At 36.3% G+C, this 17,376-nt stretch carries 13 protein-coding genes; 7 read left to right on the forward strand and 6 right to left on the reverse strand.

The annotated features are described in order from the left end of the window. Nucleotides 1-24: 24 nt before the first annotated feature. Both K6119_RS06945 and K6119_RS06950 read right to left on the reverse strand, forming a co-directional pair. Entirely contained in the window at nucleotides 25-978 is a 954-nt protein-coding gene (locus K6119_RS06945) for a hypothetical protein (protein ID WP_221837253.1), read from the reverse strand. A gap of 84 nt (nucleotides 979-1,062) precedes the next feature. Beyond that, nucleotides 1,063-1,482 carry a hypothetical protein gene (locus K6119_RS06950; protein WP_221837255.1) on the reverse strand — a complete coding sequence of 140 codons (420 nt, stop codon included), beginning with the start codon at nucleotides 1,480-1,482 and terminating at the stop codon, nucleotides 1,063-1,065. Nucleotides 1,483-1,594: 112 nt separating this feature from the next. On the opposite strand from K6119_RS06950, the gene lpcA reads away from it, so the two are divergent. Both lpcA and K6119_RS06960 read left to right on the forward strand, forming a co-directional pair. Beyond that, nucleotides 1,595-2,167 carry a D-sedoheptulose 7-phosphate isomerase gene (gene lpcA, locus K6119_RS06955; protein WP_221837266.1) on the forward strand — a complete coding sequence of 191 codons (573 nt, stop codon included), beginning with the start codon at nucleotides 1,595-1,597 and terminating at the stop codon, nucleotides 2,165-2,167. A 64-nt stretch (nucleotides 2,168-2,231) separates the two neighbouring features. Beyond that, a complete protein-coding gene (locus tag K6119_RS06960) occupies nucleotides 2,232-2,414 on the forward strand; it encodes a hypothetical protein (RefSeq protein WP_221837269.1) in 183 nt (60 codons plus the stop codon). Between the two features lie 18 nt (nucleotides 2,415-2,432). Here the strand turns inward: K6119_RS06960 and K6119_RS06965 are convergent, their stop codons facing one another. Both K6119_RS06965 and K6119_RS06970 read right to left on the reverse strand, forming a co-directional pair. Continuing rightward, nucleotides 2,433-2,849 carry a hypothetical protein gene (locus K6119_RS06965; protein WP_221837271.1) on the reverse strand — a complete coding sequence of 139 codons (417 nt, stop codon included), beginning with the start codon at nucleotides 2,847-2,849 and terminating at the stop codon, nucleotides 2,433-2,435. 3 nt (nucleotides 2,850-2,852) lie between these two features. After that, the gene (locus K6119_RS06970) at nucleotides 2,853-3,857 is read right to left on the reverse strand and encodes a hypothetical protein (RefSeq protein ID WP_221837273.1); all 1,005 of its coding nucleotides are present in this window, start codon (nucleotides 3,855-3,857) and stop codon (nucleotides 2,853-2,855) included. Nucleotides 3,858-3,964: 107 nt separating this feature from the next. Between K6119_RS06970 and K6119_RS06975 the strand changes: the two genes are divergently transcribed. Beyond that, complete coding sequence (locus K6119_RS06975) at nucleotides 3,965-7,060, forward strand: WD40/YVTN/BNR-like repeat-containing protein (RefSeq protein WP_221837275.1); 3,096 nt, start codon at nucleotides 3,965-3,967, stop codon at nucleotides 7,058-7,060. Between the two features lies 1 nt (nucleotide 7,061). Here K6119_RS06975 and K6119_RS06980 read toward each other — a convergent pair whose 3' ends face one another. Together K6119_RS06980 and K6119_RS06985 are read right to left on the reverse strand one after the other, a co-directional pair. Further along, a complete protein-coding gene (locus K6119_RS06980) occupies nucleotides 7,062-7,289 on the reverse strand; it encodes a hypothetical protein (RefSeq protein ID WP_221837277.1) in 228 nt (75 codons plus the stop codon). A gap of 46 nt (nucleotides 7,290-7,335) precedes the next feature. After that, nucleotides 7,336-7,566, reverse strand: a complete 231-nt coding sequence (locus K6119_RS06985; protein WP_221837279.1) for a hypothetical protein — start codon at nucleotides 7,564-7,566, stop codon at nucleotides 7,336-7,338. Between the two features lie 194 nt (nucleotides 7,567-7,760). Here K6119_RS06985 and K6119_RS06990 point away from each other — a divergent pair, with 194 nt between their 5' ends. The 4 genes from K6119_RS06990 (at nucleotide 7,761) to K6119_RS07005 (ending at nucleotide 17,360) form a co-directional block, all read left to right on the forward strand. Then, a complete protein-coding gene (locus K6119_RS06990; RefSeq protein ID WP_221837280.1) occupies nucleotides 7,761-9,875 on the forward strand; it encodes a tetratricopeptide repeat protein in 2,115 nt (704 codons plus the stop codon). Between the two features lie 102 nt (nucleotides 9,876-9,977). Further along, nucleotides 9,978-11,513 (forward strand): YifB family Mg chelatase-like AAA ATPase, encoded by a 1,536-nt coding sequence (locus tag K6119_RS06995; protein ID WP_221837300.1) that lies wholly within the window; start codon nucleotides 9,978-9,980, stop codon nucleotides 11,511-11,513. Between the two features lie 131 nt (nucleotides 11,514-11,644). Then, a complete protein-coding gene (locus tag K6119_RS07000) occupies nucleotides 11,645-12,457 on the forward strand; it encodes a universal stress protein (protein ID WP_221837311.1) in 813 nt (270 codons plus the stop codon). Nucleotides 12,458-12,590: 133 nt separating this feature from the next. Then, nucleotides 12,591-17,360, forward strand: coding sequence for a DUF7948 domain-containing protein (locus tag K6119_RS07005; protein ID WP_221837314.1), 4,770 nt, complete (start codon nucleotides 12,591-12,593; stop codon nucleotides 17,358-17,360). The last annotated feature ends 16 nt before the right edge of the window (nucleotides 17,361-17,376 follow it).

Consider the following 17,376-nt stretch of genomic DNA (forward strand, 5'->3'; position numbering starts at 1 on the left):
ATGCCACAAGATTTGTGCCTAAAATCAAAGGTCTACCAATTTACCTTCAGGTGTTACGTAATGACGGCCTTTTTTATCAGTTGCAATTGCTATATAACCGCGCTTATCACCTTTCTCCATGGCGAGATACTCACAAGGCAATATCAACTTACCTTCAAAGTAAAGTCCGTAACCTTTTTTTCCTTTGACAATGGCTGCTTCAGGTAAGTTATCAATAAGAGCAAACTCATCATACTCAACCGGAATGAACCATTTTTTAGGCATGTAATAAAAACCATGAAGTGTTCCTTTTTTCCCTTTACTGGTTAATTGAAATCCTCCATCAACAATTTCTTTTACATCCTGAACTGCATTTTCAGAATTGATTTCAAATATTTTTTCTCCTTTATTATTATGAAATGTATGAGCAGTTTCTTTGCTACCAATAAAAGCAATTTTACCTACTTCTTCATTCAGATTTGATTGAATTCCGGTGTAATTAGCCTTCAAAACTTCTTTTCCTTCCATCCAATTAATCAAACCATAGGTTTCGCCTTTAATTGTCATTACAAAATCAGAATAACCAGATAAATAATCAGCACCATCATAAACAGCATCTGCCTGTACTCCTCTAATTATAAACTCTGTATTTCCAACGGTATCAACTTTGATTAAATCAATGTAACCATCTCTATATGCTACAGCAAAATCAGGCATAAAATCTGGAACAATAATGCTTGAATATTTCTGTTGAGCTACAATTTTGTTTGTTGTAATTAACGCCCACTCATCATTTTGCATTCCGCAAAAAACTTTGGCAAATTCATATTCATCTAGCGATTTAATCTCGTCATATTGAGCGCGAACAATGATGCTATCTTTTTCACCACCATCTCCATCTCTACTTATACCCCATCTTTTTTTATCGTCACGATAAGGTTGTTGAGCGATCAATTGCACTGAGAATAAAACAAGTAATGCTGTCACTATTAATTTCATAGGTTCAAAATTTGGTTGAAATAAATGTACAATAAAAAACCCCTCAAGTAAAAAATTGAGGGGCTTTAAAATATGTTTATAGAATTATAAATCTCCTGGACCACCAACAGTTTTATATTCCTTCTTTTTCGGTTTTAGTTTTTCAACAAAAATCACAAAGAAATGCTCTCCTTTTTCATTGATCATTTCTTCAGATATTCCGTTTTCAATTCCCGCCTGATTACCAGCAAGATTTGTAATCTTCATATCCATTAGTTCATAGGTTCCATCCTCAAACTGTAAAAATACAGATTGGATTTTACCATTTTCAACTCTTGCCTTACCTTCCACGCAATAAGAGTCTTCTCCATCAGCAAAATGGATGTAAACTTTTCTGTGCATATCATCTGCTACAGTGTAGGCACCTCTTTTCTTAAAAGCATCTTTCCAAGCTTGTAGGCATCCCTGCGAAAAAGCCCCAGTCACGACACTTGAGAACAACAGAAGTAAAAATAATTTTTTCATACATTTAAATTTATGGTACCCAAATTGGATCTCTCAAATATAATAGAACTTTCTAACTTTGATCACCAATGCGGAATACAAATTTGTTACTTTTGATAAATTCAACTTTCTAATGAGTACTAATCAAATAGCGAGCCATTTTTTAGAAGCCCAACGTGTATTAGCCGAATTCACTGAAAACAAGGCAAATATTGAAGCCATAAAAAAGGCTGGTGAATTGATGGTAAATTCAATACAAAGTGGAGGTAAACTTATCTCATGTGGAAACGGAGGTTCTATGTGTGATGCCATGCACTTTGCAGAAGAATTGACAGGAAGATTTAGAGATAATCGTCCTCCCATTGCCGCGGTTTCTATTTCAGATCCTTCTCATATTACATGTGTTGGTAACGACTATGGATTTGACTTTATTTTTTCAAGATATGTTGAAAGTGTTGGAAAATCAGGTGACGTACTCCTAGCTATATCCACATCCGGCAATTCATCCAATGTGCTTAAAGCTGCAGAAGAAGCTAAAAAGAAAAACATAAAAGTCATTGCCTTAACCGGTAAAGATGGAGGGAAACTTAGCAGTCTAGCAGATATTGAAATAAGAGCGCCTAAAAGTGAATATGCTGATAGAGTTCAGGAAATTCACATCAAAGTAATACATTCTTTAATTGATTTTATTGAATCTTCAATTTAAATTACAATCTACATACTAAACCGATTTGGGTAACGTTAACAAAGAACCCCAATCCAAATCGTCCATGAAAAAATTGAACTACAATTCTTTTGATGCTACTAGCTTTTCATTAGTATTGCTAATACCTAAGAAGATGTTTTGGTTGGAAAATTTCACCTCAAAAACCAAAACAAATGCTGCCACTAACAATCTTTCTTATCATACTCGGAAGTACATTCCTATTATCTGCTTGTCTGTTGTGTATTAAATTCTTGAAAGTAATTGATTATTGACAAAGTATGGTGTCAACAGCACCATAATAAACATGTCTTTCAATAACCATGAATGGACGAACGAAATAAAGGTTTCCCGGATCAAACCCCGGTTCGCCATAATAATCGAAGTCACCATTTAAATGGATAGAGTAATTCAAAGAATCATTTTTAGCTAAAAAGATATTGGGTTGCTCATAACAGCCATTATTATCTTCAGGATCGGTAATCTTAAGATTACTACACATACTCCATAAGATTCCTATTTGCTGTATTTCCGCGCCCGTCTCCACCGTTGCCTGAACATTCACGTCAACACTTGTACATGAATCAACCACTACATCAGTTACAAAACTTGTTTCGTAGGTTTTATATTCTTTTTCACAAGCTATAAATGCAAACATCAATATGAAAATACCTATCAACCTCATCTATTAAAATTTAAAGAACCATGAACACATTGGAAACGGTATAGTACGCAACTTCTTATCTGGATCTGCAATGCTATAACCGTTTGTGCTATATTGAACAATTCCGGCTAAAGCAATTTGAAAAGCCCTGTTCTCTTTGTTTTGAAATCTCATTCCCGGCATAAATAGCGTTGAAAAAACTGTACCCGAATTTTCTAAAATAATTTCTTCTCCAGTAGTATTTGTCCCAGGAATAGTTCCAATAACTTCATAGTTTCTGTTTTCCGCGATCCCAAACATGGAATCAAAAATAAAACTCCCTTTTTTACCAACCGGAGCAAGTCCGCCTACTGAAAAAACCGGACCATGATCCATTCTATTCCATCCCGTTTCGTATTCATGCTGATCATTGAAACCCAGGTCAACATATCCATATCCGGCTGAAATATTAATATTCTTACCTGGTTGACCATACGTCATAGATGCCCAATGTAATCCTCCCCAACCTTTAGCCTGAAATAAATACCCAGAACTTAGCATGATCGTTCCCAATGAAAAATGAACTTTGTCTCCTGCCTGAAATGAGTACTTCATAGCCAAACCAAGTGGAGAGGCCGCCCAAGTTGACATTACTCCAAGTGAAAAATTATCTGTAAGTGCAAAATGAACCTCCGGGCCGTATAAATGAACCATTGCATAATGCTCCTTTTTTGTAATAGGTAAAGCATTATTTGTAAAATAATACCTGGTAGTAAAAGGCCCCACCTCCCTGAAGTTTCCTGATGCAATCTCTTCTTCTTCTACAGTTCTAATTGATCTAATATCCGATTTAGGTAGATAAATCATACCCAGATCATCAGTTACAATCAGCACTTCTCGGCCATCATCCTTTAGGATTTTACCCACATACTCCATCCCGTTTTGTTTAACGACTTTATAAACCTTTGACGTGTCTCTTTCAACTTGTCCAAATCCTAGAAAAGAAGAAGTCAAGAATACACATAATATGAATGCTGATCTCACTAACATAATGGCAAATGTAAGAAAATGGGGACCTGACTTTTAATGACTTAGATCATTTTCCGCATTGAATTATATCAAATTACTATTTTTAGTCTTCTTATAAAAATCAACACATGAGATATTTGAGCTTTGCATTGATCTTTTTTTCTACGATTCTTTCGATTGCACAAGAAACGTCTTACTCACAAATTTCAAATGCATTAGAATTTAGATGCATAGGTCCTTTCAGAGGAGGAAGATCAGCAGCAGTTACCGGTGTACCGGGAAAACCTATGACATTTTACATGGGAAGTACAGGTGGAGGAGTTTGGAAAACCGAAAACGGAGGCAATAGCTGGAAAAATATTTCAGACGGATACTTTGGCGGATCTATTGGATCAATAGCGGTAAGCAAATCAAACAACAGTGTATTGTATGTAGGAGGTGGTGAAGTAACAGTGAGAGGAAATGTTTCTTACGGTTATGGAATGTATAAATCTGTGAATGGAGGAAGAAGTTGGACACACATTGGATTAGAAAAATCAAGACATATTCCTAGAATTTGTATTGATCCTTTTAACCCTGAAATTGTTTATGCTGCTGTTTTAGGAGACTTATACAAATCAACTGAAGAAAGGGGTGTATACAAATCTGTTGATGGCGGAAAAAATTGGAACAAAGTACTTTTTAGCAATAAAGATGCAGGTGCTGTGGATTTGGTAATGGACCCTGAAGATCCAAATATCTTATACGCTTCAACATGGAATGTCAGAAGAAGTCCTTACGATTTTTCTAGTGGTGGTGAAGGTTCAGCCCTTTGGAAAACAACTGATGGAGGTGAAAACTGGACCGAAATATCAAAAAATGAAGGATTTCCTGAAGGCACATTGGGGATTATTGGAATTAGCGTTTCTCCTGTAAACCCTGAAAGAGTATGGTCAATTGTTGAAGCCAAAGAAGGTGGTGTTTACAAATCTGATGACGGAGCAAAAACCTGGACCAAAACAAATGATGATCGTAATTTAAGACAAAGAGCATGGTATTATTCCAGAATATATGCAGACACAAAAGATGAAGACAAGGTATATGTTATGAACGTAGCTTATCATGTTTCATCAGATGGTGGTAAAACATTTAATCAACACTATGCTCCACATGGCGATCATCACGATTTATGGATTGCTCCTGAAGATCCTCAAAGAATGATTATCGGAGATGACGGAGGAGCACAGATTACTTTTGATGGAGGTAATAATTGGAGCACCTATCACAATCAACCTACAGCTCAGTTTTACAGAGTTACCACAGACAATTCTTTTCCCTATAGAGTTTATGGGGCTCAACAAGACAATTCAACAATTAGAATTAGACACAGAGTATCAGGAGGACAAATAGGAAGAGGAGCATGGGAAGCAACTGCCGGAGGAGAAAGCGCACATATAGCCGTAGATCCAGAAAATGATGACATAGTTTATGGAGGAAGTTATGGAGGATTTTTAACCAGAAAAAATCATGACAATGATCAAAACAGATCAATCAATGTATGGCCGGACAACCCAATCGGTTATGGAGCTGAAGGAATGAAATATCGTTTTCAGTGGAATTTCCCTGTATTCTTTTCACCTCATGATTCTAAAAAATTATATGCGGCATCAAATCATCTGCATGTCTCAACAAATGGAGGAGAAAGCTGGAAAGTAATCAGCCCTGATTTAACTAGAAATGACACAAGCAAATTAGGACCTTCTGGCGGACCAATTACTAAAGACAATACGGGTGTTGAATATTACTGTACAATTTTTGCTGCAGTTGAATCTCCTTATGAAAAAGACTTATTGTGGACAGGATCAGACGACGGACTGATTCAACGTTCAACTGACGGAGGTAATGGATGGGTAAATGTAACACCTTCTGATTTACCTGAATGGTCAATGATAAACAGTATTGAAGTTGACCCTTTTAACAAAGGAGGATTGTACGTGGCAGCAACCAGTTATAAAATGGGAGATTACAAACCATACTTGTACCACACCAAAGATTATGGTAAAAGCTGGGAAAAAATTGTAAACGGAATTGAAGAAGAACACTTTACAAGAGTAATTAGAGCCGACCCAAAAAGACAAGGGTTATTATACGCAGGAACTGAGAGTGGATTATACATTTCAATTGATGACGGTAAAAAATGGGAAAAATTCCAGCAAAATTTACCGATAGTTCCAATCACCGATTTACATATAAAAGACAATGATTTAATTGTTGCAACGCAGGGGAGAAGTTTTTGGATTTTAGACGATCTGCACTTAATCCATCAATACCTGGATAAAAAGCCATGGGATTTGCATTTGTACAAACCTGAAAACGCTTATGCTTTAAGAGGATCTTCTAAAACAAGTAATACTGCCGGAACAAATCATAGCGGAGGAGTGAGGGTTCATTATTATTTGGAAAAAGAAGTTGAAAAAGAAGATACCATTCAACTTGAATTTCTTGATCCTGAAAATAAAGTGATTCGATCTTTTTCAAATTATCCAAATAGTGATGAAGGCAAACTTGAAGTAAAAAAGGGAACTAATTTATTTGTTTGGGATATGAAATATCCAAAAGCAGATGATTTTGAAGGATTACTGCTTTGGTGGGGAACTTTAGAAGGTCCTATGGCACCTCCGGGAACCTATGGTGTTCAAATAAAGAAAAACGGGAAAGCTTACGGATTTACACAAAAGTTTGACATCATCAGGGATCCAAGAAGTGAAGGAACCGATCAAGATTTGAGAGATAAATTCAAGTTTTTACTAGGCATAAGAAACAAACTTGATGAAACTCACAAAGTCATTAAGCATATGCGTTTGATCAAACAGCAAATTGCTAAAATGAATGAGTTGGTTGGTGATGACAAGTCAAAAGAAGATGTAATTCAAAAAGGCAATGACCTGGAAAATATTTTAACAGAAATTGAAGGGCAATTGTATCAAACTAAGCTAAAGAGTAATCAGGATATGTTGAATTATCCAATTATGCTGAATAATAAATTGGCGCACATTGCTTCACTGGCCAAAATGAGCAATGACAGACCTACGGAACAAATGTATGCTGTTGCCAAAGAGTTAACTGATCAAATTGACTTACTGCTAAAAGAATGGTATAAAATATTGAATGAAGAAATTCCTGCGTATAATGCGTTAATCAGATCAAAAGAGATTAATGTAATTGGAATTCCTAAAGAGAAGTAGATTACTCAAATCTCTTCTCAATATTTCTGATAAATGCTTTTCCACCGGCAATTTTGGGTTCAATATATGAAACTCTTGTACCCATTGGCATGGTGTTATATGGATCTACCCATTCAACCCACCAGCTTTTATTCTTGATTTTGAAATTTTTAGTGTTTTGTTCTGTTATTTCAATTCCATCTCTGGAAATACCGGTAACTACACCATATTTAAATTTGAAATTTGCCATAATAAAAAATTAACAGGCCACTTTAACATGAAAGTGGCCCATAACATTATTTCTTTTTACCAACTTCTTTTACGATTACTCTTCCGTTTGGCAAACCAATTTTTAAAAAAGTTACCACATCTCCTACTCTAAATTCAATTTGAGCTCCCCTTTGTTCAAAAGGATGTCTTGGATCTGTAGGTTCAATTGGACCAGTTACTGATTCTACAACAGCTCCTGTGTCTGCATCATAAATATCCGATACTCTACCTTCTTTGTATTCTCTTACTACTGACATAATTTAATTTGATTAGTTCAGCTCTAAAATAAAAATTATTATGAATAATCAGATGAGCATCAAACTGTTTAGAATAATAGTTTGATAAAATCAGTGGAAATACTCGGTTAAATTAAGTCGTTCGTCGAAAAAACACTTTTTTCAATTATTATTACTGCTGTTTACCCCATCAAAATTTATATATTTTCGTTCCCATGAAATCTCTTTGGTGTTATATATTCCTTTTTGCGTCAAGCATTTGTCTTGGACAAGATTTAGACAAAGACAGTTTAAGAGAACTAATCAATGCCTATCCTGAGAATGACACCAATAAAATCAATAACATTCTGCATTTAGCTAAAGCTTTAGAATTTGATGCGCCAGATCAATATAAAGAGCTTTTAAAGGATGCATATGATCAATCCAAAGCGGGCAAACATCCAAGACAATTAGTTTCTACTGCAAATTTGTTGAGTATTGAACTTTATTATCAAGGACAATATGATCAGTGCGAAGCAATGCTTTATGAAGCCATTGATGTAGCTCAGAAAAATAATCTCACCAAGAGCTTAGCAATGTTATTGACGGATTTAGGTCAAATTGAAGATGCCTTAGGAAAAGATAAATTATCCCTTGAACACACTTTAGAAGCCATTGATATTCTAGAAAAATCTGAAGATTATGTTTCCTTAACAGGTGCATACAACAACTTAGCTTCATTCTACTATTATCGTGATAAAAATGAAGAAGCCTTGTCTTATTATTTAAAAGCAAAAGATCTGCTGATTAACCATTTGGCCCAGGAAGAACACTATTCTGATTGGGCAGTAACAGAGGCAAATATTGGTTGGTGCAACTATTATATGGGAGACCTAACAACAGCTATTCAACAATTAAAAAGAGCGGTTGATATCCACACAAAATACAATTATTATTCACCTTCATCAGGAAATGCAAGAGCTAATTTGGCTTCCTTATATGTTGAGGCCGGTGAATATGATTTAGCAGAAATACATGCTAAAGATGGATTAGATATTTGTCAAGAAGTTGAATATCCAGAGGGTATTGGAAATTCATTTTTCGTACTTGGTGAAATTGCATATGCCCAAAATTTGTATAGTAAAGCAGCTAATTCATTTATGAAATCACTTGAAATTTCAGACAGTTTGGGTGACTTATATGAACAAACGAAAAGGTCTGAAATGATAGCTAAATGTTATAGTAAAAATGGGAATTATCAATTGGCATATTCTTTCATTTCTCTTGCAAAACAATACAATGACAGCTTAAATAAAATTGAATCGGACGCTGCATTTGAAGATGCCATTACAAAATACGAGGCAGATAAAAAAGAGGCTGAAAATGCCTTGTTGCAAAAACAAGCAGAATTAAAAGATATTCAAATTGAACAAGAAAGAATTGAAACTAAAAGCGAAAAAGAAAGACAATTTTTAATAGGTGGAGGTATCGGATTCACTTTGTTGGTGAGTTTGTTTTTCATGATCAACAGAAATAGACTCAAAACCAGAACAAATAAGCAATTAGCCTTGCAAAGAGATGAGATTATTGAGCAAAAAAAGGAAATTACAGACAGCATCACTTACGCCAAAAGGATTCAAGCCTCATTTTTACCGGCAGAAAAAGACTTTGATGAACACTTCAGTGAATCATTTTTAATGTATGAACCTAAAGACATTGTAGCTGGAGATTTCTATATCCTGGAAGAAGTAGGTGATTATGTATTTTTCTCTGTTGCAGACTGTACTGGTCATGGAGTACCCGGAGCAATGGTTTCTATTGTATGCTCTAATGCAATAAGAAAAGTTTTGCACGAATTAAACATTACTGATCCGGGAGAAGTTTTAAATCACACCAGAGATATTGTAATCAATCAATTTGAAAGAAAAGGCCACACAGTTAATGACGGAATGGATATTTCATTTTGCAGATTTGACAAAAAGAACATGGAAATTAAATGGGCCGGCGCCAACAATGATTTGCTTTATGTTAGAAATGGTTCTGATCAAATGGAAGAAATCAAACCTAACAAACAGCCTATTGGGGGCTATGTTACTACCGATTCTTTTACTACTCATTCATTAAAAGTTCAAAAAGGCGACATGATTTTTATGACCTCAGATGGATATCCTGACCAGTTTGGTGGACCGAGAGGTAAAAAATATAAATATCAAAGATTTAAAGATCTATTATTAGCCAATAGCCAACACAATATGAAGCAGCAAAAATCACTCCTATCTACCGAGTTTTTTGAGTGGAAACAAGGTATGGAACAAATAGATGACGTTTGTGTAATGGGTGTTAAAATATAATTTTGATTATTTTTTAGTCTTTTTATTGATTAATTTATAATCTTTTCATAGATTTGTTTCTGCAGTAACTCGCCTGCGCATTAATTCATTAAAATTTTATTTATGTTAATTAAAACGTATGGATGTGCTGTATACGGCATTGAGGCGATTCCAATTACTGTAGAAACCAATATTGGTAGAGGCATCAATTTTCACATGGTAGGATTACCTGATAGTGCGGTAAAGGAAAGTCACAAAAGAATTAAAGCTGCTTTTTCTAATGCAGAATTCAAATACCCAGGAAAAGAAATTACAGTAAATCTTGCTCCGGCTGATATTAGAAAAGAAGGTTCTGCCTATGACCTAACAATTGCCGTGGGAATATTGGCAGCTTCAGATCAAATCAATTCTGAAGAGGTTGAGAATTATCTCATCATGGGTGAATTATCACTGGAAGGGAGTTTAAGGCCAATAAAAGGAGCTTTACCCATAGCCATTAAAGCCAAAGAATTGGGTTTTAAGGGATTTATTTTACCCAAACAAAATGAAAATGAAGTAAGCATTGTTGAAGGGATTGACGTATTTGGAATTGATCATATCAAAGAGCTGGTAGATTATTTCAATGGCGATACAAAACTTACTCCTGCAGTTTATAAACCCTCCTTAAATGAAGAAGATTTTAACACCCAACAATTAGATTTTTCAGATGTAAAAGGACAGGAAAATGTCAAACGGGCATTGGAAATTGCTGCGGCAGGTGGTCATAATATTTTATTAGTAGGACCTCCAGGATCAGGTAAAACTATGTTAGCTAAAAGATTACCCTCTATCCTACCTCCATTAACAATTGATGAGGCATTGGAAACTACCAAAATTCATTCAGTTGCAGGTTTAATTTCTTCTAACGCAGGTTTAATGCAAAATAGACCATTTAGATCACCTCATCATACCGTAAGTGATGTAGCATTAGTAGGAGGAGGATCAAATCCGAAACCGGGAGAAATATCATTGGCACATAATGGGATTCTCTTTCTAGATGAACTTCCTGAATATAAAAGACAAGTTTTAGAGGTGATGAGACAACCTTTGGAGGATAGAATTGTCACAATTTCAAGAGCTAAAATGACCGTAGAATATCCTTCCGGATTTATGTTAGTTGCTTCAATGAATCCTTCTCCTTCCGGTAATTTTTATGATCCTAATGATCCCAATTCAGATCCGGAATTTATCGTAAAAAGATACTTAAACAAAGTCTCGGGTCCCTTGATGGACAGAATTGATTTACACATAGAAGTTCCTGCAGTAAAATTTGATGAATTGTCTGATGAAAGAAAAGGTGAAAATAGTGTTGTAATAAGAAAAAGAGTAGTGGCTGCCAGAGAACTACAAGCATTGAGACTAAAAGAAATGAAAGGCATCCACTACAACGCCCAACTATCAGCTAAAATGATTGAAAAATATTGTAAGATAGACACGCAGGGTAAACAACTGATCAAAACTGCAATGGAAAAACTTGGGTTTTCCGCAAGATCCTATGCCAGAATTTTAAAAGTTTCAAGAACAATAGCAGATTTGGATAGAAGTGATAAAATTAAAGCCAATCATATTGCTGAAGCTATAAGTTTCAGAAGTTTAGATAGAGACGGCTGGTTAAACTAATATTTGCGTTGCTTTAAAATGTTTTGTAAATTATGAGACAATACCTTTAACCAAATTATCGTTAATAAGTCTTTAATAGATTTACCCGTTCATTTTCCAGAATTTATATATTTACCACAAAACCACCTACTATGGAAAAGAGATGTTTGCTTGTACCGCATGATTTTACTACAGTTGCGGATAATGCGTTAAAATATGCCATGAATTTAGCTGCCGGTATGGACGCAAATGTTGCTCTTTTGCACGTTGTAAAAGATGCAAAAGCAGAATCAAAAGCTAAAGCAGAATTTGAAAAAATTATTAGTGGAGTAAAAGATAAACCTGCTGGTGTTGAATTAAGCTATCACATCAAATCAGGTTCAATATTTACAGATATTGCCAGTACTGCTTCTGAATTGAAAGCATCTCTTATTATCATGGGAACTCACGGTTCCAAAGGTTTACAGCAAAAAATGTTTGGTAGTTTCGCGCTTAAAGTAATTACTTCAACACATGTTCCTTTCTTGGTGGTTCAGGATCAATTCACAGGAATGGATTTAAGCAAAATTGTAGTTCCCTTGGATGAAACTCAAGAGAGCTTGCAAATTGAGCAAGTTACTGCAGGTTTAGCTGAAATGTTTAAGTCTGAAGTTCATGTATTGACAGAAAAGAAAGTTGATGCCAACCTTAAACTAAAAGTAGCTGTCCATAGTGGTCTTATATCTAAACAGTTAAAAGAAGCAGGTATCGCTTATCATACAGAAGTCTTACCTAAGGACAAAGGGTACTCATCTGACATTGTTACTTATGCAACTAAAGCAGGAGCAAATTTAATTGCTTTCGCATATCACAGTGACAGCTTATTGCCACAATTTGATTCATTTGCTCAGAACATTATCACCAATAAACAAGGTGTTCCTGTTCTTGTTGTGAACTCAAAAGAAGCAGGTAATTACTTCTTCTAAATTTTTAACAGAAAGTCATTTTTTTAAAATTTCTTGCTAAATTAAAGCAGGATTACACACGTTTTTACACCTTTTAATTATCTATTAGGCTGTAATACAACTATTTGTTTTTTTAACTCAAAATTGACTTTCTATGAGAATACTCTCTACACTCTGCTTATCTCTATTTTCTTTTGCAGTATTTGGTCAAATCAATTTTAATTCCACAAATGGTTTTACACCAAACCTGGGACAAATTGCCAATGAAAAATACGAAGTACTGGATAGCATAGATTTCAAGCTAGAAACCCCTGGAGCAAATGCTTATTTTACTCCATCCGGAATTGTTTATCACTTTTATAGATCATTTGACAAAGACAAGTCTTCTTACACAAAAGAAGAACAAGCTGCATATGACAGAGGTGATTTTAATGAAATTGGTAAAAACATCTATTTCTACAGATTAGATTTTAGATTGATTAATTCCAATGCGGAAGCAAAAGCTGAAAGCGGAACCCCTCTAAGATCTTTTTCAAACTATTACTTGCCTCATTGCCCTGATGGAATAATCAACGTTCCATCTTATGATGTAATCACTTACAAAGAAGTTTACCCAAATATTGATTTAACCTACAAGTTCATTGATGGTCAATTGAAATATGAATTCATTGTTCATCCCGGTGGAAATGTCTCAGACATCCAATTCACTTATGGCGGTGCAAATGATTTATCACTTAATGAAGGTGCTTTGAATGTCGCCAATGATTTTGGTCCCTTTAAAGACAACGAACCGGTTACTTTTTATCAAGGTGAAGAAACGATTGTCAAAAGTGAATTTGAATTGACAGAAAAAGCTGTCAACTTTAAAATTGATGATTACGATCAAACTAAAACACTTGTGATTGACCCTACTGTTACTTGGGCAACGTATTTTGCTAATGGTGGAGGTTCAGATTTTCACTGTAACGGGGCTTATGATTCTGCAGAGAATATGTATATCGCTTATTCAACTTACTCAGCTGCATGGCCAGTAGTTAATGCAGGAAGCGGTCAATACTTTGACGGAACAAAAGACGGAATATCTGACCTTGTTATATTAAGATTTAACAGTGATCACTCATTACAATGGGCTACTTATTATGGTGGCGATCAAGGAGATTATTTGTGCGGAACAGGAGGTGACTACGGTAAAACTATTGATGTTGATGACAATGATGGAATTTATCTGGGAGGATATGCTAACAGCAACCCTACATCATTCCCTACACAGTCATCCGGAGTTGGTGGAGCTTGGTACCAAGATGATTCCAATCTAAAAGGTGGAGATAATTCATTTATCATTAAGTTCAATCAAAATGGTGTTAGACAATGGGGAACCTTGTATCAACATACCAATGCAGCAACAGGTGGTGCAGGTATTAGAATAAACGGAATCAAATGTAACGGAACTAAAGTTTATTTCACTGGGCAAACATATCAGTTCAGTGGATATGACATTCCGCTAGTTACCCTTTCAGGAGCTTATAACAACTCAACATTTGTTGGAAGTCAGGATATCTTTTTAGGAAGATTCAATTCAAACTGTGTCTTGGAATGGAGTACTTATTTTAATAGTGGTAATACTTCAGCCGGTGGATACAGACAAGGATCTGACCTTACCTTTGACGCATCCGGAAACATGATTCTAGTTGGTCAAGCATCAAGTGACCCGGCATCTCCATATTTGTTAAACCCTGGTGGAGGAGCATATTTTAGCAATACGATCTCAGGAGGAATTGATGAATATATTGCCAAATTCAATACTTCAATGCAGCCTACATGGGCCACTATTATTGGTGGAACAGATTTAGACAGAGTTTCTGAAGTTTCAACAGACCCTTCAGGAAATATTCTAGTGGCTAGTAGAATGGCAAGAGCTGGTTGGCCAACTGCCAATCCCGGAGGAGGAGCATTTTTCTTAGGAGCCTTGCAATCCGGAGGTACAGATGGATTCATTAAAAAATTCAGTTCGACAGGTGTCTACACTTGGGGAACATACGTTGCAGGTACAACAGCAGATGCTTCAATTACCGGTATCGCAGCTGATAACAGTGGAAATATTTATGCCATAGGATACACATCTGCAACTGACTTCCCTACTCAAACTTTATCAGGTTCTTATAATCAAGGAACCAATGCAGGATCAGGTGATCTTGTTTTGATGAGATTTACATCTGGAGGCGTTAACGAATGGTCAACTTATTACGGTGGATCTAACAATGAATCTTGTTATGGTAGAAAAATTGAACCGGCAACCATTGCCAATTCTTGTGGTTACCAACAGTTCTTTTCACCTACTACTACAAGTATCAACTTCCCAACTACAAATCCCGGAGGTGGAGCACTTTATGAAAGTACTTTAACCGGATCTTCATCAAACACAATATTACTAATTGAAGAATCTGCAGGATCTTCTGCTACTGCTCCTAGTTCTATTTCAGGAACAACAACAGTATGTAGCGGAAGTTCAACCATTTTAACACAGGTTGGTGGTTCATTGGGAACTGGAGACAATTATTACTGGTACAGTGGAAGCTGTGGAGGAACACCTGTAGGTACAGGACCTTCAGTTTCTGTTTCTCCAACATCAAATACAACATATTATGTAAGAGTAGAAGGACCTTGTGGAATAACTTCTTGTGTTAGTACTTCAGTAACTGTTAATTCAAATTCAACAGCAGCTACAGGTATCAATGCTACCAACAATCCAATTTGTTCAGGAAGCAGTACTACTCTATCAGTTTCAGGTGGATCTTTAGGAACAGGCGCCAACTGGCAATGGTACTCAGGGTCATGCGGTGGCACATCTGTTGGCTCAGGAACCAGTGTTGCTGTCAGTCCAACTACGACAACCACTTATTATGTGAGAGCAGAAGGAACTTGTAACACTACTTCGTGTCAATCAATCACGATTAACGTAAACTCAAATTCAACTGCTCCTACCAGCATTAATGCTTCACAATCTACCATCTGTGAAGGAAGCAGTACCAACTTAACAGTGAGTGGTGGTTCTTTGGGAACAGGAGCTAACTGGGAATGGTATTCAGGATCATGTGGAGGAACATCTGTAGGATCAGGAAACAGTGTAAGTGTTAGTCCAACTTCTACTACAACATATTACGTTCGTGCAGAAGGAACTTGTAACACAACTACATGTGTCTCTGTTACCGTAACTGTTAACGCCATTCCGTCTGCATCAATTACCAGTAGTTCAGCAGCCATCTGCGAAGGCGCTACTTTAAATTTAACTGGTACTCCAGCCGGAGGAACCTGGTCTGTAACCAGTGGTCCTGGAACAATTGCAACGGATGTACTAACAGCAACCGGAGCAGGAACCATTAATCTTGAATATGCTGTTACGCAATCGGGATGTACAGGTACAGACACTCAATCGATCACAGTAAATGCTTCATCAGATGGTTCATGGACCTCTCCTGGAACAGTTTGTGAAGGTGGAGGAACAATTGACCTAAACACTTTAATCACAGGTGATACTGGAGGAAGTTGGAGTGGAACAGGAGTAACAGGTACAACTTTTGATCCAAGTGGATTAACAGGATCTACAGTTTCAATTACTTATGATGTTGGATCTACTTGTCCGGCTTCAGTTTCTCAGGACATTACAGTTGAATCATCTGTTACAGCTACCTGGACACAACCTTCTGCACTTTGTGAAAGTGATGTGCCATTGGATTTAACTACTTTGATTACAGGAAGTACTGGTGGAAACTGGAGTGGTACAGGTGTAAGCGGAAACACTTTTGATCCAAGTGGATTATCAGGAATGATTTCTGTTACATATTCTGTAGGAAGTGGTAGCTGTTCAGACATGTTAACGCAAGACATTGAAGTATTGACAGCTCCTACAGTTCCTACTTTTGAAGCCAATGACAGTACAGTTTGTGCCGGAACAACGGTAACTCTTACAGGTTCTGGAGGTGGAGCAGCAGCATACAATGTATATGATGCAGCAACTGGCGGAAATTTATTAGGAAGTTCTCCTTTAGATGTAACGCCTGGAACAACCACCACATATTATTTGATTTCAGAAGGTGCTAACGGATGTGCCAACATTGGTGGAGCACAAGCTTTAACTATCAATGTTAATGCACTTCCTTCATTGGCAGTATCGGCAGATGAAAACATTTGTGCAGGTGAATCAGTTACTTTAACGGCAACCGGTTCAGGAACCTTATTGTGGTCTACAACTGCCACAACAAACAGCATAGATGTTTCGCCAACTGCAACAACAACATATACTGTTGATTTAACTGATGGAAATGGATGTACAACTTCAGGATCTATTACTGTGAATGTACAAAGTTCTTCTACTGTAGATGCACAAGATGACGTTGCATCAACTGCAGTTGGAGCTTTAGTCAACATTGATGTTACTGCAAATGATAATGGTGATCCAAATACTGTAGTAATAATACAAAATGCTTCGAACGGTGTTGGTTCGGTTCAAAATGATGGAACAATTGACTACTTACCATTTGGCGGCTATGTAGGTGAAGATTCAATAGTATATGCCATTTGTGATGTTTTCTGCTCTTCAATTTGCGATACAGCAGTAGTTCGTATCAGCATATCAGATGAAGTTGAACTAACTGTTCCGGGTGGTTTTTCACCTAACGGAGACGGAACAAATGAAATATTCATCATTGAAGGACTAGAAGCATATCCAAACAATGAGCTCACCATCTTCAATCGTTGGGGAGACATTATCTACACAGCAGCTCCATACAACAACAATTGGAGTGGACAGGCCGAAGGAAAAAGAACAATTTCCGGAGATGAAGTGGTAACAGGTACCTATTTCTATATTTTGAAATTGGATGACACCATGGAGCCTTTACACGGATCAATTGAAATTAAAAAATAATTAGCCTTATGAAAAT

It is taken from the genome of Paracrocinitomix mangrovi (genome assembly GCF_019740355.2).
Classification (GTDB): domain Bacteria; phylum Bacteroidota; class Bacteroidia; order Flavobacteriales_D; family Crocinitomicaceae; genus Paracrocinitomix; species Paracrocinitomix mangrovi.